The organism is Pseudomonas sp. LBUM1645, assembly GCF_059716185.1.
Genome location: NZ_CP166811.1, coordinates 4,503,451 through 4,530,084, shown reverse-complemented (window position 1 = coordinate 4,530,084; position 26,634 = coordinate 4,503,451). Strand labels below are relative to the sequence as shown.

The window sequence follows — 26,634 nt, the reverse complement described above, 5'->3', positions numbered from 1 at the left end:
CCTCAAGGGACGCTCCGCGTTCCAGCTCTCGAAAGGGACGCGGAGCGTCCCGGGCTGCATTCCCACGCGGACGGTTCGACGCCTCGACGTGGGAACGATCAAGCGGGGGGCATCAAACTTTGCTGGCAATCCAGCACTAACCGCGCCCCTCCAAGTTCACTGGTGCCCACCTCAAGCGTAAACCCATGCAGGCTCACAATCGCCGCTACGATCGACAGCCCCAGCCCAAACCCGCTTTTCTGATTACCACCATCGGCACGATAAAACCGCTGGAACACTGCCTCCCGCTCTGCCTCCGGAATCCCGGAACCCGAGTCGAGCACTTCAATCCGCGTACGCCCACCCTCATTGACCCCCCGCAAAATCACCTCGCCACCCGGCGGCGTGAACTTGATCGAGTTGCTCAACAAATTCGCCACCGCCTCAAACAACAACGCTCGATCACCGTTCAGCGAAGGTAACGACTCCGGCAGTTGCAGCTTGAAAACCAGTTCGCCTTCTTCCGCCAACGGCAGATAAAAGTCGTGCAACTCTTGCAACAACGGCACCGGATCCAGCTGCACAAAACCCGAACGCCGCTGACGATCTTCCAGCTCGGAAATCCGCAACAACCCTCGAAAACGCGCCATCAAGGTGTCCGCTTCACCGAGCACTGAGTCCAGTTGCACCGCCAGCGTCGAACCCTCATCAGCCTGTTGCTGAATCCGGTACAGCTGCGCCCGCAGGCGCGTCAACGGTGTGCGCAGGTCGTGGGCGATGTTGTCGCAGACGCCCTTGACCTCGTTCATCAAGCGTTCGATACGTTCGAGCATGGCGTTGACGATGGCGGCGAGCATGTCCAGCTCATCGCGGCGATTGGACAGTGGCAGACGGCGGGTCAGGTCGCCGGCGACGATGGCCTCGGCACTGGCCTGGATAGCACGAATCCGCCGCAACGGACGCCGCCGCAACAGGTGCCAACCGACGATGCCCGGCAGGATCGTCAGGGTCACACCCCAGAACAACGCGTGGAGGATGATCCGGGTGACGGCGAACAACGAACCGTTGTCCCGCACCAGGATCAGCCAGCGGCCGTCCTTGGTCTGTGTCGCAACCGCGTCGCAGCTGTCGGCGGGCAGGGTCGGGTCGTCGGAGTCGGCGCAGTCGCTGAGCATGTGAATCTTGCCGTCCAGCGGCAGGCCTTCGGGAATGTGCCGCAGGGCGCCATTGAGGTAGCGATGCTGACCATCGAACAGGCCATAGGCGTCGATGCCGCGAATGTCGAAGGTCATGCTGACGGCGAGGGCGTCCATCAATTGTTCGCCTTGAAAGCGCGAAAACAAATGCTGACGTTGCATCAGAGAGTGTTTGGCCAGGTTGTCCAGATAAGAGGAAACATCGTAGTACATGACCCCCATGAGAATCCCGCTCCAGATCACGAACAGCGAACTGTAGAGCGCCAGCAAACGGCTGCTGGATGAACGCCAGCCGTTAGAGGGGTTCAGCAATGACATAACCCGAGCCTCGCACGGTCCGAATCAGTGGGACATTGCCTGGCGGGTCGATCTTCTTGCGCAGCCGGCCGATGTGCACGTCGATCAGGTTGGTGCCGGGGTCGAAGTGGTAACCCCAGACCTCTTCGAAAATCATCATCCGCGACAGAATCTGCCCGGTGTTGCGCATCAGGAATTCCAGCAACTTGTACTCGGTGGGCAACAACGTCAGCAGCTGACCGTCGCGGCTGGCTTCATGGCTGATCAGGTTCAACTCCAGATCCGCCACCCGCAGTGTGGTGGCCTGGGCGGTCACGGTGTTCTGCCGGCGCAGCAGGACTTCGACCCGGGCGGCCATTTCATCGGTGGCGAACGGTTTGGTCAGGTAATCGTCACCGCCCGCGCGCAAGCCACGCACACGCTCATCGACGTCGGAGAGGGCGCTGATCATCAGAATCGGCGTGGCCACGCCCATGGTCCGCAACGTGGTGACAATCGCCAGACCATCGAGCTCGGGCAGCATGCGGTCGAGGGTGATCAGGTCGTAGTTGCCGCTGACCGCGCGCGCCAGACCTTCGCGGCCATTGTCGACCCAATCCACGTCGAGGCCGTGGCTGCTCAGTTCGGCGACGATTTCCCGGGCGGTCACGGCGTCGTCTTCGATGGTCAAGATGCGGGTCATAGGGCGGGCCTGATTAGGAGTACTCAACGTTGAGCGGCATTTTGCCAAGAAATGGGTGCGGGCTTTCTAAATAAAACTTCATGCAGGTACCTTTTTGATCAATGCATAAAACACGCTGCTAATGCCGGTTTCTTGCAAATTGCATGGCCATTGGAAGTTCAAACTTTATAAGTGATTGAAAACCAGCGATTTATTTAAAGTCGGCGACTGGCACGGGGACTGCACTTCCTCCGTTGAAGAGTTGTAACACCATCTTTCCTGCCTGGAGCGATATAACAATGAATAGATCCTCTGATGGTTTCTATCCTGTCGCAGAAGAAACGAGCACGCTCTCTGGCGTGTCCTGGGGGGCGATCTTCGCGGGGGCTGCTGCTGCGGCGGCGTTATCGTTGATTCTCGTGCTGCTCGGCTTTGGCCTGGGTTTTTCGGCGGTGTCGCCGTGGGCCAATGAAGGGGTGAGCGCCAAGGGCCTGGGCATTTCAACGATTGTCTGGCTGGCCGCTACGCAAATCGTGGCGTCGGGGCTTGGCGGTTATATCGCCGGTCGTCTGCGGGTGAAGTGGGCGTACATGCACGGTGATGAGGTTTACTTCCGTGACACCGCCCATGGCTTCCTGGCCTGGTGCGTGGCAACGCTGGTGACGGCGACGCTGGTGGTCGGCTCGGTCAGCAGCATTGTCAGCGGTGGCGTGCAGGCCGGGGCGAGTATGGTCGGTGGCGCCGCGAGTGCCGCGACTCAAGCAGCCGGCACGGCTGTCGGCAACACTGACAGTGACCAGTACGGTTACTTCGTCGACAGCCTGTTCCGCGATGACCGTCCGGCGGCGGTCAGTGATGACGCCGTTCATGGCACCGTGACGCGCATCTTCGTGCGCAACCTGAGCAACAACGGTCAACTGGCTGCCGAAGATCGCATCTACCTGGCGCAACTGGTCGCCCAACGGACCAACCTCACTCAAGCGGACGCGGAACGTCGCGTTGATGAAGTGTATGCCCGCACGCAAAAAGCCGTGGCCGACGCCAAACTTGCCGCCCAACAAGCCGCCGACACCGCTGCCAAAGTCGCTGCCTGGACTTCGCTGTGGATGTTCATTGCGCTGCTGATCGGTGCGTTTTTCGCCAGCCTCGCTGCAACCTTTGGCGGCCGTCGTCGGGATGCCGTGGTGTATCTGGAAAGCAACGATTACGTGACCACTACTCAACTGCCTGTTCGCTAACCCAGGAGAACTATCATGCGCTCATTACTGCTGTTCTTTCTCGGCGTACCGATCCCGATCATCATCCTGATTGCCCTGTTCATGCACTGACTTACGCTGGGGCACTTGCCTGGAATGGAACAAAGGCAAAAGATCGCAGGCTGCGCCAGCTCCTACGGGTGTATGCGGATCCCTGTAGGAGCTGGCGCAGCCTGCGATCTTTTGATCTTCAAGCCATTATTCGATCGGTGTACTGACAAAGTCCTCAAGCCCTTCGGCATACGCCGTAAACGCACTGATCTGTGGAAACCGATTCACATCCACCTGATCCGGCACCACAAGGTTGGTGAAACTCCACGCCACCGCCAACGTAATCCCGTCTTGAGCAATCGTCCCGTCAGTCTTCAGCGGCTGCATTTCCAGCTCCCGCTCCAGCGCCGAATAGGCGGCCGCCAATTGTCCTTCGACCCGCTCAACCCACGGTTCAAACTGAATCTCCGCTGGCCGCAGGTTGCGTTCGTAGTAGAGCTGCACGGACTTTTCACACGCCGCTAGCCCCAGGCCGATCAGGCGCAATGAGCGCAGGCGTTGATCGAGATCGTCGGGCATCAGGCTGTTGCCAGGACCGGCCAAGGCTTCCAGGTAGTCGATGATCAGCGTCGAGTCGATCAACACCTCGCCGTCGTCGAGCACCAGGGTGGGCGCCTTGACCACCGGGTTGATCTGCTGGAATTGCTCGAAATGCCGAAACACCGAAACCGACTGGTGTTCCAGTGGGATGCCAAGGCGTTTGGCGGAGATGGCGACGCGCCGCACGTAGGGTGAATCCAGCATGCCGATCAGCTTCATTGAACCGCTCCTTCAGATGTCCATTTCGGGGTGGACAACCTTAGTTTAGCTTCAGCGAGTTGCAAACGGCGTGGGCGCTAATCTTCGAAGCCGACCTGTTCGTGGATCTCATCGACCTTCAATTCCAGCCTATAGGCCACAGCGATAAACAGCGCCTGGCACAGGCACAGCGTCGCACTCAACGAACGGAACGCAAACGAGCTGCCTTCGTTGACCAGCAGCACGGTGTTGGCGCGCTTGGCCAGGGGCGAGAGGTTGCTGTCGGTGATGATCAGGGTTTTGGCCTGATGGTGCTGGGCAATGCGCAGGCAGTGCTGGGTCTCCTTGCCGTAGGGCGTGAAGCTGATGGCGATCACCAGGTCATTGGCGCGCACGCTGCGCATCTGCTCGCGGTAGCTGCCGCCGAGCCCCGAGACCAGATGGATGCGCTTGTTGGTGTGCTGCAGGTTGTAGACCAGGTAGTCGGCCACCGCGAACGAACGGCGCACCCCGACCACGTAGATATTGTCGGCATTCACCACCAGGTCGACGGCCTTGTCGAAGGCCTGGTCATCGAGTTCCAGCCCCAACCGTTCGATGCCCGACAGGGTCGCATTGATGCACTCGCGCGCCAGGTCGCCGCCGCTGGCCTTCTGCGACTTGTTGGCGATCATGCTGCGAATGCGCTGCTGATAGTTCTGAACCGGCGTGGTCTTGTGGGTATAGGCCTCGCGGAACAGCGCCTGCATTTCGCTAAAGCCACTGAAGCCGAAGCGCTGGGAAAACCGCACGATCGCCGACGGGTGCACTTCGCACTCGCGAGCGATGTCGCTGATGCGGTCGACCATGATCCGGTCGCTCTGCTGGCTCATGTAACTGGCGATGCGTTTGAGCTGGCGCGGCAGGCTTTCGTATTCGTTGGTGATCAGCTGCAGCAGACGCTCGGCATTGATCGGGGGGCTGGCGAGATCGCTGTCGGGCGTGCTCTCGGTCGTCGCCGGCTGATCGGTGCGGGTCATAAGGAATCCTTCTGGCTTGTTCTTATAGGGAGGACGGATTGCGTCATCCCCTGACAATAGGTTGGCTGTGCGCAGTCTACAGGGTAGGCCGGAATAAAATCTTGAGCTTGCGGTCAGTACGAGGTGTGCTGAAACGATGCACTGCCACTGAAACGCCTGTACCAACGTTTATTGGAAAAAATATTCTACATAAAAAATATTTAGAATAATTATTGATTGTTCGGTCCCGGACGTTTTAGTCTGCATCCACCAAGAGTGTTCGGCGCGACCATCGCCCCGGACGCAGGCTGATAAAAATAACAGGAGCCAGCATGGGCCAGACTCGTTTTGCCAGTGGGCGTCAATTGGATCTGATTTGCCTGGGGCGCCTAGGCGTCGACCTCTATGCGCAGCAAGTCGGGGCGCGGTTGGAAGATGTTTCAAGCTTCGCCAAATACCTCGGCGGGTCGTCCGCCAACATCGCTTTCGGCACGGCTCGGCTGGGCCTGAAATCGGCGATGCTGAGCCGGGTAGGGGACGACCATATGGGCCGCTTCCTGGTCGAATCCCTGACCCGCGAAGGTTGCGATGTCAGCGGCATCAAGGTCGATCCGGAACGCCTGACCGCCATGGTCCTGCTGGGCCTCAAGGATCGCGAAACCTTTCCTTTGGTCTTCTACCGCGAAAACTGCGCCGACATGGCGCTGCGGGCCGAAGACATCAGCGAAGCCTTCATCGCTTCCAGCAAAGCCTTGCTGATCACCGGCACCCATTTCTCCACCGACGGCGTCTACAAGGCGAGCATCCAGGCGCTGGATTACGCCGAGAAGCACAACGTCAAGCGGGTGCTGGACATCGACTATCGCCCGGTGCTCTGGGGCCTGGCCGGTAAGGCCGACGGCGAAACCCGTTTCGTCGCCGACCAGAACGTCAGCCAGCATGTGCAGAAAATCCTCCCGCGTTTCGACCTGATCGTCGGCACTGAAGAAGAATTCCTGATTGCCGGCGGCTCCGAGGATTTGCTCACCGCGCTGCGCAATGTGCGGCGCCTGAGCGCGGCGACCCTGGTGGTCAAGCTCGGCCCGCAAGGCTGCACGGTGATTCATGGCGTCATTCCGGAGCGTCTCGAAGACGGCGCGATTTATCCCGGCGTTCGGGTGGAAGTGTTGAATGTGCTTGGGGCCGGCGATGCCTTCATGTCGGGCTTCCTCGCCGGTTGGCTGGAGGATGCGAGCGACGAGCGCTGCTGCCAGTTGGCCAATGCCTGCGGCGGTCTGGTGGTGTCGCGCCATGCCTGCGCACCGGCAATGCCGACCCGCGCCGAACTCGACTATCTGTTTAACAGCCCGGTGCCGATTACTCGCCCGGATCAGGACGCGGTGTTGCAGCGTCTGCATCAGGTCAGCGTGCCGCGCAAACAGTGGAAGCAGCTGTTCATTTTTGCTTTCGACCATCGCGGGCAACTGGTGGAACTGGCGCACAAGGGCGGTCGCGACCTGAGCGCCATCGGCGAACTCAAGCAACTGTTTATCAAAGCCGTGGAGCGGGTCGAAGCCGATTTGCGCGCGCAGGGCATCGAGGCCGATGTCGGGCTGCTGGCCGATCAACGCTTCGGCCAGGACTCGCTGAACGCCGCCACCGGTCGCGGCTGGTGGGTGGCGCGTCCGGTGGAAGTGCAGGGTTCGCGGCCATTGGCTTTCGAACATGGGCGCTCCATCGGCAGCAACCTGATCGCCTGGCCGCAGGAACAAATTATCAAGTGCCTGGTGCAATTCCACCCGGACGATGAGCCGTTGCTGCGACTGGAACAGGAAGCGCAGATCAAGGGTTTGTACCAGGCCTCCCAGGTCAGTGGTCATGAACTGCTGCTGGAAATCATCCCGCCCAAGGATCATCCGTCGACCCATCCGGACGTGTTGTATCGCGCGCTGAAACGCCTCTACAACCTGGGCATTTACCCGGCGTGGTGGAAGATCGAAGCGCAGAGCGCCGAGGAGTGGAAACAACTCGACGAACTGATTCAAGAGCGTGATCCGTACTGCCGAGGCGTGGTGTTGCTGGGGCTGAATGCACCGGCAGCGGCACTGGCCGAAGGGTTTCAACAAGCCCGCCAGAGCCAGACTTGCCGCGGGTTTGCAGTCGGCCGGACGATTTTCCAGGAGCCGAGCCGCGCGTGGATGGCCGGTGAAATCGACGATGAAGCGCTGATCCGTCAGGTGCAGGGCACGTTCGTCGAACTGATTGATGCTTGGCGCACAGCCCGCGCCTGAGCGCAGAAGATCTGTAGGAGCAAGGCTTGCCCGCGATGGGGCCCTCAAGAACGCCAAAAAGCATCGCGAGCAAGCTTTGCTCCTACAGGGTCGGTTTGCAGTGATCTCATTTAGAAAACAATAAAAGGTGCAGCCATGCCCGCTATTCGAATTGGCATCAACCCGATCTCCTGGAGCAACGACGACCTGCCGTCCCTCGGTGGCGAGACGCCGCTGAGCACCGCCCTGAGCGAAGGCAAGGAAATCGGCTACGAAGGTTTCGAACTCAACGGCAAATTCCCCAAAGATGCCAAAGGCGTCGGTGACGTGCTGCGGCCATACGACCTGGCGCTGGTGTCCGGCTGGTATTCCAGTCGTCTGGCCCGCCGCTCGGTGGCCGAAGAAATCGACGCCATCGGCAGCCATGTCGAGCTGTTGGCGAAGAACGGCGCCAAGGTGCTGGTGTACGGTGAAGTCGCCGATTCCATTCAAGGCCAGCGCATCCCGCTGGTAGAACGCCCGCGATTCCACACCGAACACGCCTGGCAGGAATACGCCGACAAGCTCACCGAGCTTGCGCGCTTCACCTTGTCCCAAGGCGTGCGCCTGGCCTACCACCATCACATGGGCGCCTACGTCGAATCCCCGGCCGACATCGATAAATTGATGGCATTGACCGGCAGCGAAGTCGGCCTGCTGTTCGATTCGGGCCATTGCTACATGGGTGGCGGCGAACCGTTGCAGGTGCTGCGCAAACACATCGAACGCATCTGCCACGTGCATTTCAAGGACGTGCGCAAACCGGTGGTGCAACTGGCACGCAACAACCTGTGGAGCTTCCCGGACTGCATCATCAACGGCACCTTCACCGTGCCCGGTGATGGCGATATCGATTTCGGTGCCTTGCTCGACGAGCTGCTGGCTGCCGATTACCACGGCTGGCTGGTGGTTGAAGCCGAGCAGGACCCAGCGGTGGCGCCAAGTTATGTCTACGCCAAAAAAGGTTACGACACCCTGCGTGCGCTGCTCGACGAGAGGACTAAATGATGAGCCTGCTGGTCAAAAGCAATTCACGTGGCCGGACCATGGTCGAGTTGGGCAAAGGTGAGCTGGAATACGTCGGCTTCGCCGCTTACCGCCTGAGCCTGGGCGAAACCCTGCCGGTTTCCGCCGGTGATAAAGAACTGTGCCTGGTGCTGCTCAGCGGCCGGGTCAGCATCAAGGGTGAAGCGCCGGGGCAGGGCGCGTTCGACTGGGACAACATCGGCGATCGCCAGTCGGTGTTCGAAGACAAATCCCCCTTCGCCGCGTACTTGCCACCCGGCAGTCAGGCGCAAGTGGTCGCGCTCAGCGATGTGCAAATCGCTGTGTGCGCCGCGCCCGGTTCAACGAGCAACGGCCTCGGCCCACGGCTGATCAAACCCGACACCATGAAACGCAGCGTGCGCGGCAAAGGCGCCAACACCCGCTACGTCTGCGACATTCTGCCGGACACTGAACCGGCCCATTCGCTGCTGGTGGTGGAAGTGCGCACGCCGTCGGGTCACTCGTCGAGCTACCCGCCGCACAAACACGACACCGACGATTTGCCGCACCAGAGTTTTCTCGAAGAAACCTATTACCACCAGATCAACCCGCCCCAGGGCTTCGTGTTCCAGCGGGTTTACACCGACGATCGCAGCATCGATCAGGCCATGGCCGTGGAAAACAGCGACCTCGTGGTCGTGCCCAAGGGCTATCACCCGGTCAGCGTGCCGTACGGCTACGAGTCGTATTACCTGAACGTGATGGCCGGCCCGAAACGTGTCTGGCAGTTCCATAACGATCCGCAGCACAGCTGGCTGATGGATCTCTGAATTCCTACATCTGCACGGAGAACACGATCAATGAGCGACGCCCCGGTAATCGGCCATTACATCCACGGTCAAGTGCAAGACAGCAGCGAACGGTTCAGCAACGTCTTCAACCCGGCCACCGGCAGCGTTCAGGCGCGCGTCGGGCTGGCCAGCCAGAAGACCGTCGACGAAGCTGTCGCCTCGGCCCTGAAAGCCTTTCCGGCCTGGTCCGAACAATCGTCCCTGCGCCGTTCGCGGGTGATGTTCAAGTTCAAGGAATTGCTCGACCAACATCACGATGAGCTGGCAGAAATCATCAGCCGCGAACACGGCAAGGTGTTTTCGGACGCCAAGGGCGAAGTCACCCGGGGCATCGAAATCGTCGAGTACGCCTGCGGTGCGCCCAACCTGCTGAAAACCGAGTTCAGCGACAACATCGGCGGCGGCATTGATAACTGGAACCTGCGTCAGCCGCTGGGCGTGTGTGCCGGCGTCACGCCGTTCAACTTCCCGGTAATGGTGCCGTTGTGGATGATCCCGCTGGCGCTGATCACCGGTAACTGCTTCATCCTCAAGCCGTCCGAGCGCGATCCGTCCGCCAGTTTGCTGATGGCCCGACTGTTGAGCGAAGCCGGGTTGCCGGACGGTGTGTTCAACGTGGTTCAGGGTGACAAGACCGCCGTCGACGCGTTGCTGCAACACCCGGACATCGAGGCGATTTCCTTCGTCGGCTCGACACCGATTGCCGAATACATCCACCAGCAAGCCACCTCCCGCGGTAAGCGCGTGCAGGCGCTGGGCGGGGCGAAGAATCACATGATCGTCATGCCCGATGCGGATCTGGATCAAGCGGCGGATGCCTTGATCGGCGCGGCTTACGGCTCGGCCGGCGAGCGCTGCATGGCGATTTCGATTGCCGTGGCGGTGGGCGATGTCGGCGACGAGTTGATTGCCAAACTGCTGCCGCGTATCGATCAACTGAAAGTCGGCAATGGCCTGAAGGCTGACAGTGACATGGGGCCGTTGGTGACCGCCGAGCACAAGGCCAAAGTCGAAGGTTTCATCGATGAAGGCGTGGCCCAGGGCGCGCAGCTGATTGTCGATGGTCGTAACTTCAAGGTGCCGGGCGCCGAGAACGGCTTCTTCGTCGGCGCGACGCTGTTCGATAACGTCACGACCGAGATGAGCATCTACCAGCAGGAAATTTTCGGTCCGGTGCTGGGCATCGTTCGGGTGCCGGACTTCGCCAGCGCCGTCGCGTTGATCAACGCCCACGAGTTCGGCAACGGCGTGTCCTGTTTCACCCGCGACGGCGGCATCGCCCGAGCCTTCGCCCGCACCATCAAGGTCGGCATGGTCGGCATCAACGTGCCGATTCCGGTGCCGATGGCCTGGCACTCTTTCGGCGGCTGGAAGCGCTCGCTGTTCGGTGATCACCATGCTTACGGCGAAGAAGGCATCCGCTTCTACAGCCGCTACAAAAGCGTGATGCAGCGCTGGCCCGACAGCATTGCCAAGGGCCCTGAATTCAGCATGCCGACGGCCAACTAATTCACCTGTGCGGAGAACAACAATAATGAGCAAACCCCTGCGTTTCGCCCTGAACCGTATGGTCGCCCCACGTTTGTCCCTGCCGGCGTTCATCGAGTTGGCGGTGACCCTCAAGGCCGACGCCATCGAAATTCGCAACGACCTTAAAGGCGTCGAGATCGAAGACGGCACCGCACCCGAGCGCGTCCGTGAGTTGTGTGCCGCCCAAGGCATTACCGTGCTGTCGATCAACGCGCTGTATCCGTTTGATGTGTGGAATGACGAGCGCCGTGCACAGGCCTTGAAGCTGGCCGCTTATGCCCGTGATTGCGGCGCACAGGGGTTGGTCATGTGTCCGCTCAACGACCGTGCCGATCCGCGTAACGAGGCCGCACGTGCTTCAGGTTTGCGAACGGCGTTGACTGAACTGGCGCCGATCCTGCGCGAACACGGCATTCTCGGTTTCATCGAACCGCTGGGTTTCGAAGAATGCTCACTGCGCCGCAAGCGCACGGCAGTGGACGCGATCAAGGCCATCGGTGGGCTGGATGTGTTCCGTCTGGTGCATGACACCTTCCACCATCACCTGGCCAGCGAACATGAATTCTTCCCCGAGCTGACCGGGCTGGTGCACATCTCCGGTGTCGAGGATGCCGAGGCACCGCTGGCGAGCATTCGTGACGGGCATCGGGTGTTGGTGGGCGAGGGCGACATCCTCGGCAACGCGGCGCAAATCGACACCTTGCTCAGCAGCGGTTACAGCGGCTACCTGTCGTTCGAACCGTTTGCCGACAGCGTCCATGGCCTCGCGGATATCCAGCAGGCGATCGGCGCGAGCATGGATCACCTACAGAAATCCCTGGCCTGACACCTCCCCCTGTAGGAGCTGTCGAGTGAAACGAGGCTGCGATCTTTTGATTTTAAAGATCAAGATCAAAAGATCGCAGCCTTCGGCAGCTCCTACAGGGATCGGGTGTGTATTTGAAAGGATCGGTTATGACCACAACAAGACTGACCATGGCCCAGGCCCTGGTGAAATTCCTCGATAACCAGTACATCGAGGTCGATGGGGTTCAAAGCAAATTCGTCGCCGGGATCTTTACCATTTTCGGCCACGGTAATGTGCTGGGTCTGGGCCAGGCTCTGGAACAGGACAGCGGCGACCTGATCGTCCATCAGGGTCGCAACGAGCAAGGCATGGCCCACGCCGCCATCGGTTTCGCCAAGCAACACCTGCGGCGCAAGATCTACGCCTGCTCCTCATCGGTAGGCCCAGGTGCGGCGAACATGCTGACCGCCGCCGCGACGGCGACTGCCAACCGCATTCCCTTGCTGCTGTTGCCCGGCGATGTCTATGCCTGCCGCCAGCCGGACCCGGTGCTGCAACAGATCGAGCAGTTCCACGACCTGAGCATCAGCACCAACGACGCGTTCAAGGCCGTGAGCAAATACTGGGACCGCATCAACCGTCCCGAGCAACTGATGACGGCGGCGATCCACGCCATGCGTGTGCTCACTGACCCCGCCGAAACCGGCGCGGTGACCCTGGCCCTGCCGCAAGACGTGCAGGCCGAGGCCTACGACTACCCCGATTACTTCCTGCAAAAACGCGTGCACCGCATTGAGCGTCGTCCAGCAACTGAAGCGATGCTCGGTGATGCGCTGGCGCTGTTCAAAGGCAAGCGCAAACCGCTGATCATTTGCGGTGGCGGGGTCAGATACTCCGGCGCCAATGCCGCCTTGCAGGCGTTTGCCGAGCGCTTCGATATTCCCTTCGCCGAAACCCAGGCCGGCAAGAGTGCGGTGGTGTCCAGTCATCCGCTGAACGTTGGCGGCATTGGCGAAACTGGCTGTCTGGCGGCGAATCTGTTGGCCAGGGATGCGGATCTGATCATCGGTGTCGGCACCCGCTACAGCGATTTCACCACCGCGTCGAAATCCCTGTTCCAGCATCCGGACGTGCAATTTCTCAACCTCAACATCAGTCCCTGCGATGCCCTGAAGCTCGACGGCGTGCAACTGTTGGCGGATGCCAAAGTCGGGCTGCAAGCCTTGGCTGAAGCCTTGGGCGATTACCGTTCTGCATGGGGTGATCAACCGCGCCAGGCCAAGGCGCAACTGGACGAGGAAGTCGACCGTATCTATCAGGTCGAATACCAGACCCAGGACTTCATCCCGGAAATCAACGACCACACGGACCCGGCGGTGCTGCGCGAATTCATCGAGCTGACCGGTTCCTGCCTGACCCAGAGCCGCGTGCTCGGCGTGCTCAATGAAACCCTCGCCGATGACGCCGTGATCGTCGCCGCCGCCGGCAGCCTGCCCGGCGACTTGCAGCGCAGCTGGCGTAGCAAGGGGGTGAACACCTATCACGTCGAGTACGGCTATTCCTGCATGGGTTACGAAGTGAACGCCGCACTGGGTGTGAAACTTGCCGAGCCGGATCGCGAGGTCTATGCGCTGGTCGGCGACGGCTCCTACATGATGCTGCATTCCGAACTGGCGACCTCGATTCAGGAGCGACGCAAGATCAACGTGGTGTTGCTCGACAACATGACGTTCGGTTGCATCAACAATCTGCAGATGGAACACGGCATGGACAGCTTCGGCACCGAGTTCCGTTTCCGTAACCCGGAAACCGGCAAGCTCGACGGCGGGTTCGTGCCGGTGGATTTCGCCATGAGCGCGGCGGCCTATGGCTGCAAAACCTACAAAGTGAACACGGTCGAAGAACTGCAAGCTGCATTGGCCGATGCGCGATTGCAGACGGTGTCGACGCTGATCGACATCAAGGTCCTGCCCAAAACCATGATTCACAAATACCTGTCGTGGTGGCGGGTCGGCGTGGCGCAAGTCTCCACCAGCGCGCGTACCGATGCGGTGGCCAAGACCCTGAATGAACGACTGGCCAAGGCCCGTCAGTACTGATTTTGCCCTGAACGAACAACTACAAATCCAGGAGTCATTACATGTCTTTAAAGATCGGCGTCATCGGCACCGGGGCCATCGGCCAGGATCACATTCGTCGTTGCAGCCAGACCTTGCTTAACAGCCAGGTAGTCGCGGTCACCGACATCAATTTGCAACAAGCAGCGAACGTGGTTTCCGATCTGAAGCTGACCGCCGAGGTTTATCCCGACGGCCACGCGCTGATCAAGGCGCCGGAAGTCGAAGCGATCCTCGTCACCTCTTGGGGCCCGAGCCACGAAGAGTTCGTGCTGGCGGCGATTGCCGCGGGTAAACCGGTGTTCTGCGAGAAGCCGCTGGCCGTCACCGCTGAAGGCTGCCGCAAAATCGTCGAGGCCGAAGTGGCCCACGGCAAACGCTTGGTCCAGGTCGGTTTCATGCGTCCTTACGATGAAGGTTATCGGGCACTGAAAGCCGTGATCGACAGCGGTCAGATTGGTGAGCCATTGATGTTGCACTGCGCGCACCGCAACCCGACCGTGGGTGAAAACTACAAGACCGACATGGCGATCACCGACACCCTGATCCATGAGCTGGATGTATTGCGCTGGTTGCTCGATGACGATTACGTGTCAGTGCAAGTGGTGTTCCCGCGCAAGAGCAGCAAGGCCCTCGCACATTTGAAAGACCCGCAGATCGTGCTGCTGGAAACCGCCAAGGGCACGCGCATCGACGTGGAAGTGTTCGTTAACTGCCAATACGGCTACGACATCCAGTGCGAAGTGGTGGGGGAGACCGGCATCGCCAAACTGCCGGAGCCGTCGCAGGTTCAGTTGCGCAGCGGAGCGAAGTTGTCCAACGCGATTCTGATGGATTGGAAGGATCGCTTCATCGCGGCGTACGACGTTGAGTTGCAGGCATTCATTGATGGTGTGCGGGCCGGGCAGGTCGGTGGGCCTTCGGCGTGGGATGGCTTCGCCGCTGCCGTCGCAGCAGACGCGTGCATCGAAGCACAGAACAGCGGTGCGATCGTTCAAGTTACTCTCCCTGACCGCCCACACTTCTACGGCTAACCCGATCCCCTGTAGGAGCAAAGCTTGCTCGCGATGAACGATAACGCGGTGTGTCAGAACTGGCGCCATCGCGGGCAAGCCATGCTCCTACAGGGGGCAGTGTCGATTTCGGGTGAAGGAGAAAAACATGCGCATCGCACTAGACCCCTACATGTACCGCACCCTGTCCCTGGGCAAGATGGTCGATAAGGTCGCCGAGCTCGGTTACGAACACATCGAACTCTCGCCTCGGGAAGATTTCCTGCCGTTCTACAAAGCTCCGCGGGTCGACAAGGCGCGGATCAAGGAATTTCGCAAAGCCCTGAGCGATACCGGGGTCAAACTTTCTTCCTTATTACCGATGTACCACTGGGCCGCCGCCGACGAAGGCCTGCGTGTTGCCGCCGTGCGCAACTGGAAACGGGCGATCCAGATTGCCGTGGAGATGGACTGCGAGCTGGTCAACACCGAGTTCACCGGCCAGTCAGACAACCCGCTGGTGTGCGAGAACCAGTTCATGCGCTCCATGGACGAGCTGATCCCGGAGTTCGAACGCGAAGGTATCAAGCTTGATATCCAGGCCCACCCTTACGACTTCTGCGAGCGCAACAACGAGTCGGTGGACATCATTCGCGGTCTGGATCGCGAGTGGATCAACTACCTCTACGCAGCGCCGCACACCTTCTTCTATGACGACGGCAAAGGCGATATTGCCTCGATGCTCAAGTACGCTGGCTCAAAGCTGAGCCACCTGATCATCGCCGACACTTACAACCACAAGGCTTCTTCCGGGTTGCGCTACATCGTCAACCCGCCGGGTGTCGTTGCCACCGTGCATCAGCATCTGGACATCGGTCAGGGTGAAGTCGATTGGGACGCGTTTTTCGGTACCCTGCGCGAGATCCAGTTCGACGGCATCGCCACAGTCTCGGTATTTGCCTGGGAAGACCGGCCGGATGAATCCAACCGGATGATGCTTGAACGAGTCAAAAGCGAACTCTGTCGCTAAGACCTACACAAAACCCTGTGGGAGCGAGCTTGCTCGCGATAGCGTCAGCACATTCGACATCTCTGTCGGCTGACACTCCGCCATCGCGAGCAAGCTCGCTCCCACAGGGGCCGCGTTCTATAAGGAGAATCTCATGCGTATCGGACTTGTCGGTTACGGCCATGGCGGCCGGTTTTTCCATGCTCCGCTGATCAGCAGTTTGCCGGCGGCGAAGTTTGTGGGTGTGGTCACCCGTTCGCCGGAGCGCCGACAATTGCTGGCGGCCGAGCACCCAGGGGTGCCAGCGTTCGACAGCATCGGCCAACTGGTGGAGGCCGGGATCGATGTGCTGGTGGTGTCCACGCCGCTCAAGGGTCGTCCGGCACTGGTGCTCGATGGCATCGAACACGGTGTGGCGGTGGTCAGCGACAAACCGTTTGCCGCTGATGCGCAGCAAGCGCAAACCCTGATCACCATGGCCGAGCGCCAGGGCGTGCAGCTCAGCGTCTACCAGAACCGTCGCTGGGATTCGGACTTCCTGACCGTGCGCAAACTCATCGAATCCGGTGCGCTGGGCCAGGTCACCCGTTTCGAATCGCGGATCGAGCGTTACTCACCGCAGGCGGTGAACAACGGCAGTGGCGGTGGCTTCCTTCGCGACTTGGGTAGCCATCTGGTGGATCAGGCGTTGCTGTTGTTCGGCCCGGTGACACGGGTCTACGCCGAACTGGATTACCTGGAAAAAGGCCAGGTCTTCGATAACGGCTTCTTTATGTCCCTGACCCATGCCAGTGGCGTGGCCTCACACCTGGGCGGCAGCTGCCTGCAAAACACCCCCGGCCCGCGCTTTCGGGTGACCGGCACCCAAGGTTGTTACAGCGTTGATGGCCTGGACGGGCAAGAAGCCTCGGCGCTCGCGGGGCTCTCGCCAAAATCCGAAGGTGAGCGCTGGGGCGTTGAAGAGCATCGCCGCTGGGGCTGGTTCGAACAGGGTGAGGTGCGCGAGCGGGTTCCCTCCGAGCGCGGTTGCTGGAATCAGTTCTATTTACAGCTCCAAGCCGCATTGCAGAGCGGTGGCCCGCTGCCTGTGGACGCCCGTGATGCACTGGCGACCACCCGCGTGCTAGACGCTGCGCGACTGAGCGCCGAGCGGCATCAAGTGGTGGAATTGAGCCAGTTTGAAAGCCATGGAATAAAATCAGAATAAAATTCTAAAATGAGTTGATATAGAAATTATTTTCTAATAAAGTCATTTTCAGCGACCTGCCTCGCAACCTGTTTCAACCCTTTTCCTGCTTGCCTGCTTACTGAAATCGTCACGCCTCATCCATAAAACCAACAAGAATGTGGAGAAAGACTTTTCATGAAGACCAAGATCCGCTTCGCCTCACTTGCCTTGTCCCTGATGTTTGCCAGTGGCGCGGCGCTCGCCGATATGAAGATCGGCGTCAGCATGTCCCAATTCGATGACACCTGGCTGACCTACCTGCGCGAATCCATGGACAAGAAAGCCAAGTCCTATCCCGAGGGCGTGCAGCTGCAATTCGAAGACGCCCGCAGCGACGTGGTCAAGCAGTTGAGCCAGGTCGAAAGCTTCATCAGCCAGAAGGTCGATGCCATCGTGGTCAACCCGGTGGATACCGCCGCCACCCGGAAAATCACTGAAGCCGCCGTCAAGGCCGGCATCCCGCTGGTCTACGTCAACCGCCGCCCCGATGACCTGAAGCTGCCCAAAGGCGTGGTCACTGTCGCCTCCAACGATCTGGAGGCCGGTGAAATGCAGATGCAGTACCTGGCTGACAAAATGGGCGGCAAGGGTGACATCGTGATTCTGCTGGGCGACCTCGCGAACAACTCCACCACCAACCGCACCAAGGGCGTCAAAGACGTTCTGGCCAAATACCCGAACATCAAGATCGAACAAGAGCAGACCGGCATCTGGTCGCGGGACAAGGGCATGACCCTGGTCAACGACTGGCTGACCCAGGGCCGCAAGTTCGATGCGGTCGTGGCCAACAACGACGAAATGGCCATTGGTGCCGCCATGGCCCTGAGTCAGGCCGGTGTCGACAAAGGCAGCGTTTTGATCGCCGGTGTCGACGGCACGCCCGACGGGTTGAACGCGATTAAGAAAGGCAGCATGGCGGTCTCAGTATTTCAGGACGCCAAGGGTCAGGCCGACGGTTCGATCGACACCGCCGTGAAAATGGCCAAGAACGAGCCGGTTGAACAGGCCGTGTGGGTGCCATACCGCTTGATCACCCCGCAAAACGTCGACACGTTCAAATAGCCCATCCGTTCAATAACAACAATAAACACGCAAGGTTGCGACCGCGACCTTGCTGATGGAGTACCTGATCATGTTCGCTTCAGCGACTGCTTCGAGCACCCCGTTGGTGGGTATCCAGCCAGCTGCAACACCTGTCGATGAGCCGTACCTGCTGGAGATCATCAACGTCAGCAAGGGATTTCCCGGTGTGGTGGCCTTGTCCGATGTGCAGCTTCGGGTACGCCCCGGTTCGGTGCTCGCCCTGATGGGCGAAAACGGCGCGGGCAAATCCACCCTGATGAAAATCATTGCCGGCATCTATCAGCCGGACGCCGGTGAACTTCGCCTGAGAGGCAAACCGGTGGTTTTCGAAACGCCATTGGCCGCGCTCCAGGCCGGGATCGCGATGATCCACCAGGAACTCAACCTGATGCCGCACATGAGCATCGCCGAGAACATCTGGATCGGCCGTGAGCAGCTCAACGGTTTCCACATGATCGACCACCGTGAAATGCACCGCTGCACGGCGAAACTGCTGGAACGCCTGCGGATCAACCTCGATCCGGAAGAGCAGGTCGGCAACCTGAGCATCGCCGAACGGCAGATGGTCGAGATCGCCAAAGCCGTGTCCTACGATTCCGACATCCTGATCATGGATGAACCGACCTCGGCCATCACCGACAAGGAAGTCGCGCATCTGTTCTCGATCATTGCCGACCTCAAGAGCCAGGGCAAAGGCATCATCTACATCACCCACAAGATGAACGAAGTGTTCAGCATCGCCGATGAAGTGGCGGTGTTCCGTGACGGCGCCTACATCGGCCTGCAGCGGGCTGACAGCATGGACGGCGACAGCCTGATTTCGATGATGGTCGGCCGCGAGCTGAGCCAGTTGTTCCCGGAGCGTGAAAAGCCGATCGGCGATCTGCTGCTGTCGGTACGCGACCTTAAACTGGAGGGCATTTTCAAGGATGTTTCCTTCGACCTGCACGCCGGCGAAATCCTCGGCATCGCCGGGTTGATGGGCTCGGGACGGACCAACGTTGCCGAAGCGATTTTCGGCATCACCCCGAGCGACGGTGGCGAGATTCGTCTCGACGGCGAAGTGGTGCGCATCAGCGATCCGCACATGGCGATCGAGAAGGGCTTCGCGTTACTGACCGAGGATCGCAAGCTCAGCGGCCTGTTCCCGTGCCTGTCGGTGCTGGAGAACATGGAAATGGCGGTGTTGCCGCATTACGCCGGCCACGGTTTCATCCAGCAAAAAGCCCTGCGCGCCTTGTGCGAAGACATGTGCAAGAAGCTGCGGGTCAAAACCCCGTCGCTGGAGCAGTGCATCGACACCTTGTCCGGCGGTAATCAACAGAAGGCTTTGTTGGCTCGCTGGCTGATGACCAATCCACGGATCCTGATTCTCGACGAGCCGACCCGCGGTATCGACGTCGGCGCCAAGGCCGAGATCTACCGGCTCATTTCCTACCTCGCCAGCGAAGGCATGGCGGTGATCATGATTTCCTCGGAACTGCCGGAAGTGCTCGGCATGAGCGACCGGGTGATGGTCATGCACGAGGGCGACCTGATGGGCACCCTCGACCGCAGCGAAGCGACCCAGGAACGAGTGATGCAATTGGCCTCGGGCATGTCCGCGGTTCACTAAGCAAGAGAGAACGCAGTTCTGTGGCGAGGGAGCTTGCTTGTGGCGAGGGAGCTTGCTCCCGCTGGGTCGCGAAGCGGCCCCAAAAGAATGGGACTGCTGCGCAGTCCAGCGGGAGCAAGCTCCCTCGCCACAGGCAATCACTGGCCACAGGGTATGTATTCGATGCCGGATTTTTTAGAAGGGTGAGTGTTTATGAACGCGATACTGGAAAACAAGCCAGCAACGGCACCGGTCAAGAGTCGCCGGCGCTTTCCGACCGAGTTGAGTATTTTCCTGGTGCTGATTGGCATCGGCCTGGTCTTTGAAGTGTTTGGCTGGATCGTGCGCGACCAGAGCTTCCTGATGAACTCCCAGCGTCTGGTGCTGATGATTCTGCAGGTGTCGATTATCGGCCTGCTGGCGATCGGCGTGACCCAGGTCATCATCACCACGGGTATCGACCTGTCGTCCGGCTCGGTGCTGGCGCTGTCGGCGATGATCGCTGCCAGTCTGGCCCAGACGTCGGACTTCGCTCGGGCGGTGTTCCCGTCGCTCACTGACTTGCCGGTGTGGATTCCGGTGATTGCCGGGCTCGGGGTGGGACTGCTGGCGGGGGCGATCAACGGCAGCATCATTGCCATTACCGGTATCCCGCCGTTCATTGCCACCCTCGGCATGATGGTCTCGGCCCGTGGCCTCGCGCGTTACTACACCGAAGGCCAACCGGTGAGCATGCTCTCGGATTCCTACACGGCTATCGGACACGGCGCGATGCCGGTGATCATTTTCCTGGTGGTCGCGGTGATCTTTCATATCGCCCTGCGGTACACCAAGTACGGCAAGTACACCTACGCCATCGGCGGCAACATGCAGGCGGCGCGTACCTCGGGGATCAACGTCAAGCGGCATCTGGTGATCGTCTACAGCATCGCCGGGTTGCTGGCAGGCCTGGCGGGTGTGGTGGCGTCGGCACGGGCCGCGACCGGGCAAGCCGGGATGGGCATGTCTTATGAGCTGGACGCGATTGCCGCAGCAGTGATCGGCGGCACCAGCCTGGCCGGCGGAGTAGGGCGCATCACCGGCACGGTGATCGGCGCTCTGATCCTCGGGGTCATGGCCAGCGGTTTCACCTTTGTCGGCGTCGATGCTTACATTCAGGACATCATCAAAGGCCTGATCATCGTGGTGGCAGTAGTCATCGATCAGTACCGCAACAAGCGCAAACTCAAGCGCTGAGTCTCAGATAAAGCAGCCAATGCGCCACGCCTGACCCGCGTGGCGCAGCCGTTTGTCTTCTATATACAGCCGCTCGATTGAATTTCTTGCTATAAACGCACTCCGATAACCATCGCAAAGACCGCCGTAGAGCACTTTCAGGGCTTTGTCGGACAAATTCGCTGTCTTTTCAGTTGCTGAGGCCTCAAGTCGGCCTTAGACTGCCGCCCCTCGTAAATTGAGTGCCGGGTGGCGCTTGGAATTAAACGGCGCCGTTCCAATGGCCGACCCAGGTCCGCCGGAACGCTCCCTAATTCGCCTTAATGCACGTTTTTTTATAGAGATATCAATGACAAAGGACAAGTTGCTGGCCATGCCGGCGGATGACTACATGAATGCCGAGCAACATGCTTTTTTCTCTGAGCTGTTGCAGAACATGAAAGTCGAAACCCATGAGCGCATCGAACAGAATCGCATCGCCATCGAAAGCCTGGACACCCCGGCCGATCCGGCCGACGCTGCTTCTGTTGAAGAAGAGCGCACCTGGCTGGTGAACGCGATCGATCGCGACCAACGTATGCTGCCTCAGTTGGAACAGGCTCTGGAACGCATCAAGGAAGACAGCTTTGGCTGGTGCGACGACAGCGGCGAGGCCATTGGCCTGAAGCGCCTGCTGATCAGCCCGACCACCAAGTACTGCATCGAAGCTCAAGAGCGTCACGAACAGATCGACAAGCACCAGCGTCAGGCCTGATTCCGTAACGCCCCGCATCGCGGGCAAGCCTCACTCCTGTCAGGAGCAAGGCTTGCCCGCGATGCTTTTTTTCGTCTGCGAAAAACCCGCGCACTTCTATTGATCTGCTGCAAGGCCCACTACTAATGGACCATAGATAATGGCCTTGTAGTGGCGTTTAATGCCGATACAACAATTAGAATTATTCGTGGGGTGACGAAGATGACGCGTGACGGATCTGTGGTTGCAGCAGTGTCTGCACCCGTGCTTTTGCCGAAAAACCTTTGGCTGACGCCAACTCTGCAAAGCATCGCCCTGATGCTCTTGTTGTGCGGCATGACGCTGGGCGGCTGGTCGCTTTACCTTGGCTTGCCATTGGCGGTGCTGGTGATCTGGCTACCGCGCTTGCGCTCGCGCGCCACCCCTGAAGCAACCCCCGTCGACAGCGCCAGCGCGATTGCCGAGTTGACTCGCGATCTTTCCTACACCACCAGTCATAACGCGTTGTCTGCCGCCGGTGTGGCCTTTTCGGTCAAGCAACTGGCCGACAAACTGCAATCGCAGCTCGGTGCCGCGGCTCAGATTGTCAGCAACGCCGAAGTGATGATCGCGACCGAACAAGCCACCTCGACACTCAGTCGGGAAGCCCTCAGTGCGGCCAGCGAGGCTCATCGGAGCAGCGCGGCAGGGCGTACGGAGCTGATCGAGTCCATCGCCCGTATGCATCAACTCAGTCAGCGCGCCAGCAACAGCCGTGAACTGATCGAGGCCCTGAGCCTGCGCAGTGATGATATCCAACGGGTCACCCTGGTGATCCAGTCCATCGCCAGCCAGACCAATCTGCTGGCCTTGAACGCGGCTATCGAGGCGGCGCGGGCCGGCGAGCATGGTCGCGGATTTGCGGTGGTGGCCGATGAGGTTCGCGGTCTGGCCGCGCGCACGGCAACGGCCACTGGCGAAGTCGGGGAAATGGTTGCTGATATTCAGCAACGCACCGCGCAAGTGGTGGAGCAGATCCGTCAACTGTCCAGCGACCTCGACACCGGTGTCGAGCAGGTCGAGCACACCGGTCAGCACCTGGAGAACATTGCACGTCTGGCTGCCGGCGTCGAAAGCCAGGTCGGGGAAATCGCCAGGGGCGCCGACACCAACCGCGAACAACTCGATAGCCTGTTTCACGCCATCGAACAGATGCGCAGCGACCTGGCGATCAGCGACCAACAGACCCAGCGCCTGGCCCAGGCCGCCGTGCAAATGGAAGGTCAGGCCGAAACCATCAGCGAACGCCTCGCCGAAGTCGGACTGGATGACTACCACCAGCGGATTTATGACTTGGCCCGCGAAGGCGCAAGTCAGATCGCGGCGCGCTTTGAAGCGGATATCGACGAGGGCCGCGTGAGCCTCGATGACCTGTTTGACCGCAATTACCAAACCATTCCCAACACCAGCCCGGCCAAGTTCCAGACCCGTTTCGATCGCTACGCCGATCAGGTCTTGCCGGCGATCCAGGAACCCTTGTTGCCGCGCCATGAAGGCCTGGTGTTCGCCATCGCCTGCACGCAGCAGGGCTATGTGCCGACCCACAACAAGGTCTTCAGCCAACCACTGACCGGTGATGCGCAGGTCGATACCTTGCAGAACCGCACCAAACGCAAATTTGCCGACCGCACCGGGATCCGCTGCGGCAGTCACCAGCAGGCGGTACTGCTGCAAACCTACACCCGCGACACCGGTGAGCTGATGCACGACCTTTCGGTGCCGATCATGCTCAAGGGCCGGCATTGGGGTGGTTTGCGATTGGGCTATAAACCCGAGAATCCTCGTTGAGTTGTTTGGCGTTGTTGTTAACGGGGGTTGGGGTTGGGGCTGGATTGGGGACATATCCGTTTCTTCGGTAACGGCTGATTACGGTTTCGCTCTTACAGCGACTCACTTTTCCAAACGCCGAAAAGTAAGCAAAAGGCTTTGCCCCTCCATTCGGTGCCTCGCCTAGGCTCGGCATGCCCTCACTCCGGCATTGCTCCGGGGGCCCGCCGCCATCGGCCATCCATGGCCGGGGGCGGCTACCGCGGCATCCTTGCCGCGGTGCCCCCTGCGCAACGCCTGCGTTCGGCCTCTGGGAAAGGGGCAACAGATCAAAATCAAAAGCCACAGCCACAGCCACAGCCACAGCCAGATCAAAAGATCGCAGCCTCGTTTCACTCGACAGCTCCTACAGGGGGCGGGGGTGTACGCACGCTCCTCACCACTCAACAGGCCGAGCGTTAGCTCGCCTGCCGCTTTTGATCTTGATGCACCGCCGCCTCGAGAGGCCGAGTGGAGGTTCTGCGCAGTGGGCAACCCGGCATGGATGCCGGGTTAGCCGCCCCCGGCCATGGATGGCCGATGGCGGCGGGCCCACGGAGCAGGACCGGAGCGAGGGTATGCCGAGCCTAAGCGAGGCACCGAACGACAGGGGCAGAAGCGCTTTGGTTACTTTCGCGCTTTTCGAAAGTGACTCGCTGTAAAAGCGAAACCGATAGCCGCCACTACCGCAAAAACGGATATGTACCCAGCCGCCGCAACTATCACGGCAAAACCACATACACACGTAAGTGAACAACGTCGCGGCATTGTTGCGATTCTGGCAATTAATCTGTGCAGCGCCGTTGCTGTTTCCTCGCCGATGAACTCATTACCATGCCTACATAGTTAGGTTGCTAATGAAATTCGAGAGGTCAGCATGCAAAGCAAAGTCGATGTCGCAGTCATGATAGGCAGCGGTGTGCCTGCCAGTTTGCGTTCGCTGGGGAAGAGCGTTTGTTGGGTGGTGCTGCTGAATGGCGAGCGTCGCGGAACGGCATTCTCAAGTCGCGAAGAGGCGCAGGAGTGCAGGGCTGCCTGGTTGGCGCAACTGAACGCCGAAACACCCGACAGCCTGCATGGAATCAGAGGCTAGTGGATCTGATGCATGCGCAGGTTCAGGTCGTCGACCACCCGTGCCCAATCCGCGTCTTCACGCAATTGTTCTTTCAGGAAGCCTGCTTGCTGCGGGGTCCAGAACTCGGCATCAATGAGTTTCTTGTCGTCGGCCAGGGGTGAATGGCTGGCAATGAAATCGTCGATGGCCTTCTCGCTGGAGTCCAGACCGAGTTGGTCGAACAAACCTTTCAAGTCATGTGTCGGTGAATCCATGTTCATCTCCTTGCGGGTCGCGTCGAGTGCGAGATCTGAGGGGCGGCTTCAATACATCTGAGAGAGCCGCGCTTCAGGAGTTCGATGGCGATGTTCAAATGCAGAAGTGAGCATAGACTGCAAACCGACTATCAGGCTTTCAATGCACCTTCATCGACCGCAAGCTTCAGCGCCTTGGCGGCTTCCTGCGCGGCAACGGCGGCGACGTCTGACGTCTTGAACCAGCGATCCTTCTCGACCTGGTGATAGGTCACGGTGGTCAGCGGTGGTTTGGCACGCATGATAATGACTGCCTGGAATTCGCCTTCGACTTCTCTGGCTTCGCCCCGGATAAAAAATTCACCGATATCAAATTCCGTCACGTAGCAGCCTTCCCTTGAAATATTCTGTTGTTTTGAACGCCGCCCACCCTGGGGACGGGTTTCATTGGTCGGGCAGTATGGCAGTAGTTGCATGCCGGCGGCTGAGTTAAGTCGCCGGCATGACGAAGCGTCTATGGAAATGAACGTGGCGGGACCGTCAACCACGTAACTCGAGCGAGCGGGCAAGGGCGCAGGCTTCGTTATGATTGCCGCGGAAACCTCTGACGCGGCCGGTGGAAATTTCCTTGATATGAAAAAAGGCATTGCCGGCCAGAATGACCTGAAAGCGTGGCCCGGCGAGCTCTTCAGGGTAGTATTCATGCGGTTGAAACATCCCTGGGGGCAGTGTCCTCGAGCTGTTCGTATTGGGCGCCTGAGGGTAAGCAAAATGTGTCAGCGTGCACATATGAAGTCCTTTTCGTTGTTTTACCGACGTGCGTACGTGGTTTTGGGTAGTCTCGATGAGCATCGCTGCTCTAGAATCACTGTCAGTGTTTGGCGATCGATGTTCATCTAAAGCAATTTTTTGCTGGCGATATGTCGGAAAAGTGCTTTTTTTAAAGAGTTTTTTCCCTAAAGTTGGTAGTCCCGTTTTTCTGGCCGTCGGAAGGGCTTTTTCCTTCAACCTCTGACGAACGCCAGGCAAGACGACGTGAGTGTTGTTCCAGTAGTCTTCTCAAACCTCGCGATGGATGAGCGCTCTGCTCGTTTCAGGATTTCAACCCGGGTCATTTGGCTACACCTTCGGCATTGCCGCTTTTTTCTGCTGTGCGCTGTTTTCCTGCGTGCAGCATCATTTTCAGATGTGGGGATGTTTCCTTGGCAGTAAGTAATCTCGATATGCATGCTTTGTTCGTGCTGGGTGATTTGCGCGCAAAGCTGGTTAAACAGTTCCAGTCACGTTTTGTTTACATCACCGAACAGAACGCTGAAGGCATTTATATTGCCGAGATCGACACCGAAGAGGCGCTGGTGGTTGATGACAAACCAGGGCTTAAACTCAAGGTCGGCGATCATTTCAGCGCCTCTGTATTACCCAGTCGCGAAGGCGGCAAGCTGGACATCAAGTTCCGCGAAATCAAACTGACGGTTTACGGCCTGGGTGATTACGCCTTCGTCACCACCGCTGATGGTCACGGGATCGTGTTCAAGGAAGGTCATAGCGTGGTGATGGTGTTCGCCGCTCACCAACAGTTGCAGGAAGGCCTGACCAAAACCCTGAAAGCCGTGACCGCCAAGGCTGCCAAGTGGCGCAAGGGTGAACTGGTCACCTTCAAGGCCAGCGAATAATGACCCTGACCCGCGCCGACTTCCACGAACAGAACCAGGCCAGTGCGCAAGCCGAAGCCCAGCGGATGTTCGATCAGAAGGCCGTTTTGCAAGGTGCATGGCTGGGTTGGGTGGCGTCACAGATCTATACGTTGCGTCCGGCGGAGTACGCCAGCATGGTACGAAGAGCGCTGGCGCGCTTGCAGGAACCTCCCGAAAACTGATTGACCTCCCTCGAA

General features: G+C 59.4%; 25 protein-coding genes. 18 read left to right on the top strand and 7 right to left on the bottom strand.

All coding sequences use genetic code 11. The annotated features are described in order from the left end of the window. Positions 1 to 98 precede the first annotated feature (98 nt). Together ACA079_RS20365 and ACA079_RS20360 are read right to left on the bottom strand one after the other, a co-directional pair. Positions 99 to 1,493 carry a sensor histidine kinase gene (locus ACA079_RS20365; protein WP_497700690.1) on the bottom strand — a complete coding sequence of 465 codons (1,395 nt, stop codon included), beginning with the start codon at positions 1,491 to 1,493 and terminating at the stop codon, positions 99 to 101. Then, complete coding sequence (locus ACA079_RS20360; RefSeq protein WP_033058247.1) at positions 1,471 to 2,154, bottom strand: response regulator transcription factor; 684 nt, start codon at positions 2,152 to 2,154, stop codon at positions 1,471 to 1,473. The genes ACA079_RS20365 and ACA079_RS20360 overlap by 23 nt, the downstream gene beginning before the upstream one ends. Before the next feature lie 278 nt (positions 2,155 to 2,432). Between ACA079_RS20360 and ACA079_RS20355 the strand changes: the two genes are divergently transcribed. Beyond that, entirely contained in the window at positions 2,433 to 3,371 is a 939-nt protein-coding gene (locus tag ACA079_RS20355) for a hypothetical protein (RefSeq protein WP_497700689.1), read from the top strand. A 216-nt stretch (positions 3,372 to 3,587) separates the two neighbouring features. Here ACA079_RS20355 and ACA079_RS20350 read toward each other — a convergent pair whose 3' ends face one another. Beyond that, complete coding sequence (locus ACA079_RS20350; protein ID WP_347804693.1) at positions 3,588 to 4,199, bottom strand: glutathione S-transferase; 612 nt, start codon at positions 4,197 to 4,199, stop codon at positions 3,588 to 3,590. Between the two features lie 77 nt (positions 4,200 to 4,276). Further along, positions 4,277 to 5,197, bottom strand: a complete 921-nt coding sequence (locus ACA079_RS20345; RefSeq protein WP_033057626.1) for a MurR/RpiR family transcriptional regulator — start codon at positions 5,195 to 5,197, stop codon at positions 4,277 to 4,279. A 311-nt stretch (positions 5,198 to 5,508) separates the two neighbouring features. Between ACA079_RS20345 and ACA079_RS20340 the strand changes: the two genes are divergently transcribed. From ACA079_RS20340 to ACA079_RS20270, 15 genes are all read left to right on the top strand, one after another. Then, positions 5,509 to 7,446 (top strand): bifunctional 5-dehydro-2-deoxygluconokinase/5-dehydro-2-deoxyphosphogluconate aldolase, encoded by a 1,938-nt coding sequence (locus ACA079_RS20340; protein ID WP_497700688.1) that lies wholly within the window; start codon positions 5,509 to 5,511, stop codon positions 7,444 to 7,446. A gap of 135 nt (positions 7,447 to 7,581) precedes the next feature. Continuing rightward, the gene (iolE, locus tag ACA079_RS20335) at positions 7,582 to 8,472 is read left to right on the top strand and encodes a myo-inosose-2 dehydratase (RefSeq protein WP_497700687.1); all 891 of its coding nucleotides are present in this window, start codon (positions 7,582 to 7,584) and stop codon (positions 8,470 to 8,472) included. After that, entirely contained in the window at positions 8,472 to 9,281 is an 810-nt protein-coding gene (gene iolB, locus ACA079_RS20330; RefSeq protein WP_497700686.1) for a 5-deoxy-glucuronate isomerase, read from the top strand. The genes iolE and iolB overlap by 1 nt, the downstream gene beginning before the upstream one ends. Positions 9,282 to 9,311: 30 nt before the next feature. Continuing rightward, on the top strand, positions 9,312 to 10,811 hold the full coding sequence (locus ACA079_RS20325) for a CoA-acylating methylmalonate-semialdehyde dehydrogenase (RefSeq protein WP_497700685.1): 1,500 nt from the start codon (positions 9,312 to 9,314) through the stop codon (positions 10,809 to 10,811). 25 nt (positions 10,812 to 10,836) lie between these two features. Continuing rightward, positions 10,837 to 11,658 (top strand): TIM barrel protein, encoded by an 822-nt coding sequence (locus ACA079_RS20320; protein ID WP_497700684.1) that lies wholly within the window; start codon positions 10,837 to 10,839, stop codon positions 11,656 to 11,658. 128 nt (positions 11,659 to 11,786) lie between these two features. Further along, positions 11,787 to 13,718, top strand: a complete 1,932-nt coding sequence (gene iolD / locus ACA079_RS20315) for a 3D-(3,5/4)-trihydroxycyclohexane-1,2-dione acylhydrolase (decyclizing) (protein WP_497700683.1) — start codon at positions 11,787 to 11,789, stop codon at positions 13,716 to 13,718. A 41-nt stretch (positions 13,719 to 13,759) separates the two neighbouring features. After that, the gene (iolG, locus tag ACA079_RS20310) at positions 13,760 to 14,770 is read left to right on the top strand and encodes a bifunctional inositol 2-dehydrogenase/D-chiro-inositol 1-dehydrogenase (RefSeq protein ID WP_497700682.1); all 1,011 of its coding nucleotides are present in this window, start codon (positions 13,760 to 13,762) and stop codon (positions 14,768 to 14,770) included. 127 nt (positions 14,771 to 14,897) lie between these two features. Beyond that, positions 14,898 to 15,758, top strand: coding sequence for a sugar phosphate isomerase/epimerase family protein (locus ACA079_RS20305; RefSeq protein ID WP_129443399.1), 861 nt, complete (start codon positions 14,898 to 14,900; stop codon positions 15,756 to 15,758). Positions 15,759 to 15,891: 133 nt separating this feature from the next. Next, on the top strand, positions 15,892 to 16,944 hold the full coding sequence (locus tag ACA079_RS20300) for a Gfo/Idh/MocA family protein (RefSeq protein WP_497700681.1): 1,053 nt from the start codon (positions 15,892 to 15,894) through the stop codon (positions 16,942 to 16,944). 156 nt (positions 16,945 to 17,100) lie between these two features. After that, complete coding sequence (locus ACA079_RS20295; protein ID WP_497700680.1) at positions 17,101 to 18,027, top strand: sugar ABC transporter substrate-binding protein; 927 nt, start codon at positions 17,101 to 17,103, stop codon at positions 18,025 to 18,027. A 70-nt stretch (positions 18,028 to 18,097) separates the two neighbouring features. Continuing rightward, a complete protein-coding gene (locus tag ACA079_RS20290) occupies positions 18,098 to 19,663 on the top strand; it encodes a sugar ABC transporter ATP-binding protein (protein ID WP_497700679.1) in 1,566 nt (521 codons plus the stop codon). Between the two features lie 192 nt (positions 19,664 to 19,855). Beyond that, positions 19,856 to 20,878, top strand: a complete 1,023-nt coding sequence (locus ACA079_RS20285; protein WP_008153855.1) for an ABC transporter permease — start codon at positions 19,856 to 19,858, stop codon at positions 20,876 to 20,878. Between the two features lie 328 nt (positions 20,879 to 21,206). Next, complete coding sequence (locus ACA079_RS20280) at positions 21,207 to 21,611, top strand: TraR/DksA family transcriptional regulator (protein WP_007907888.1); 405 nt, start codon at positions 21,207 to 21,209, stop codon at positions 21,609 to 21,611. 201 nt (positions 21,612 to 21,812) lie between these two features. Beyond that, entirely contained in the window at positions 21,813 to 23,417 is a 1,605-nt protein-coding gene (locus ACA079_RS20275; RefSeq protein ID WP_497700678.1) for a methyl-accepting chemotaxis protein, read from the top strand. Between the two features lie 895 nt (positions 23,418 to 24,312). Continuing rightward, the gene (locus tag ACA079_RS20270; RefSeq protein WP_046048115.1) at positions 24,313 to 24,528 is read left to right on the top strand and encodes a hypothetical protein; all 216 of its coding nucleotides are present in this window, start codon (positions 24,313 to 24,315) and stop codon (positions 24,526 to 24,528) included. Here the strand turns inward: ACA079_RS20270 and ACA079_RS20265 are convergent. The 3 genes from ACA079_RS20265 to ACA079_RS20255 form a co-directional block, all read right to left on the bottom strand. After that, positions 24,525 to 24,764, bottom strand: a complete 240-nt coding sequence (locus ACA079_RS20265; protein ID WP_033057641.1) for a DUF2789 domain-containing protein — start codon at positions 24,762 to 24,764, stop codon at positions 24,525 to 24,527. The genes ACA079_RS20270 and ACA079_RS20265 overlap by 4 nt on opposite strands. Positions 24,765 to 24,895: 131 nt before the next feature. After that, the gene (locus ACA079_RS20260) at positions 24,896 to 25,126 is read right to left on the bottom strand and encodes a hypothetical protein (protein ID WP_145317060.1); all 231 of its coding nucleotides are present in this window, start codon (positions 25,124 to 25,126) and stop codon (positions 24,896 to 24,898) included. A gap of 157 nt (positions 25,127 to 25,283) precedes the next feature. Further along, complete coding sequence (locus tag ACA079_RS20255; protein WP_497704352.1) at positions 25,284 to 25,532, bottom strand: hypothetical protein; 249 nt, start codon at positions 25,530 to 25,532, stop codon at positions 25,284 to 25,286. Positions 25,533 to 25,945: 413 nt separating this feature from the next. Between ACA079_RS20255 and ACA079_RS20250 the strand changes: the two genes are divergently transcribed. Beyond that, complete coding sequence (locus tag ACA079_RS20250) at positions 25,946 to 26,416, top strand: hypothetical protein (protein ID WP_008151679.1); 471 nt, start codon at positions 25,946 to 25,948, stop codon at positions 26,414 to 26,416. Continuing rightward, on the top strand, positions 26,416 to 26,619 hold the full coding sequence (locus ACA079_RS20245) for a hypothetical protein (RefSeq protein ID WP_497700677.1): 204 nt from the start codon (positions 26,416 to 26,418) through the stop codon (positions 26,617 to 26,619). The genes ACA079_RS20250 and ACA079_RS20245 overlap by 1 nt, the downstream gene beginning before the upstream one ends. Positions 26,620 to 26,634: the final 15 nt, after the last annotated feature.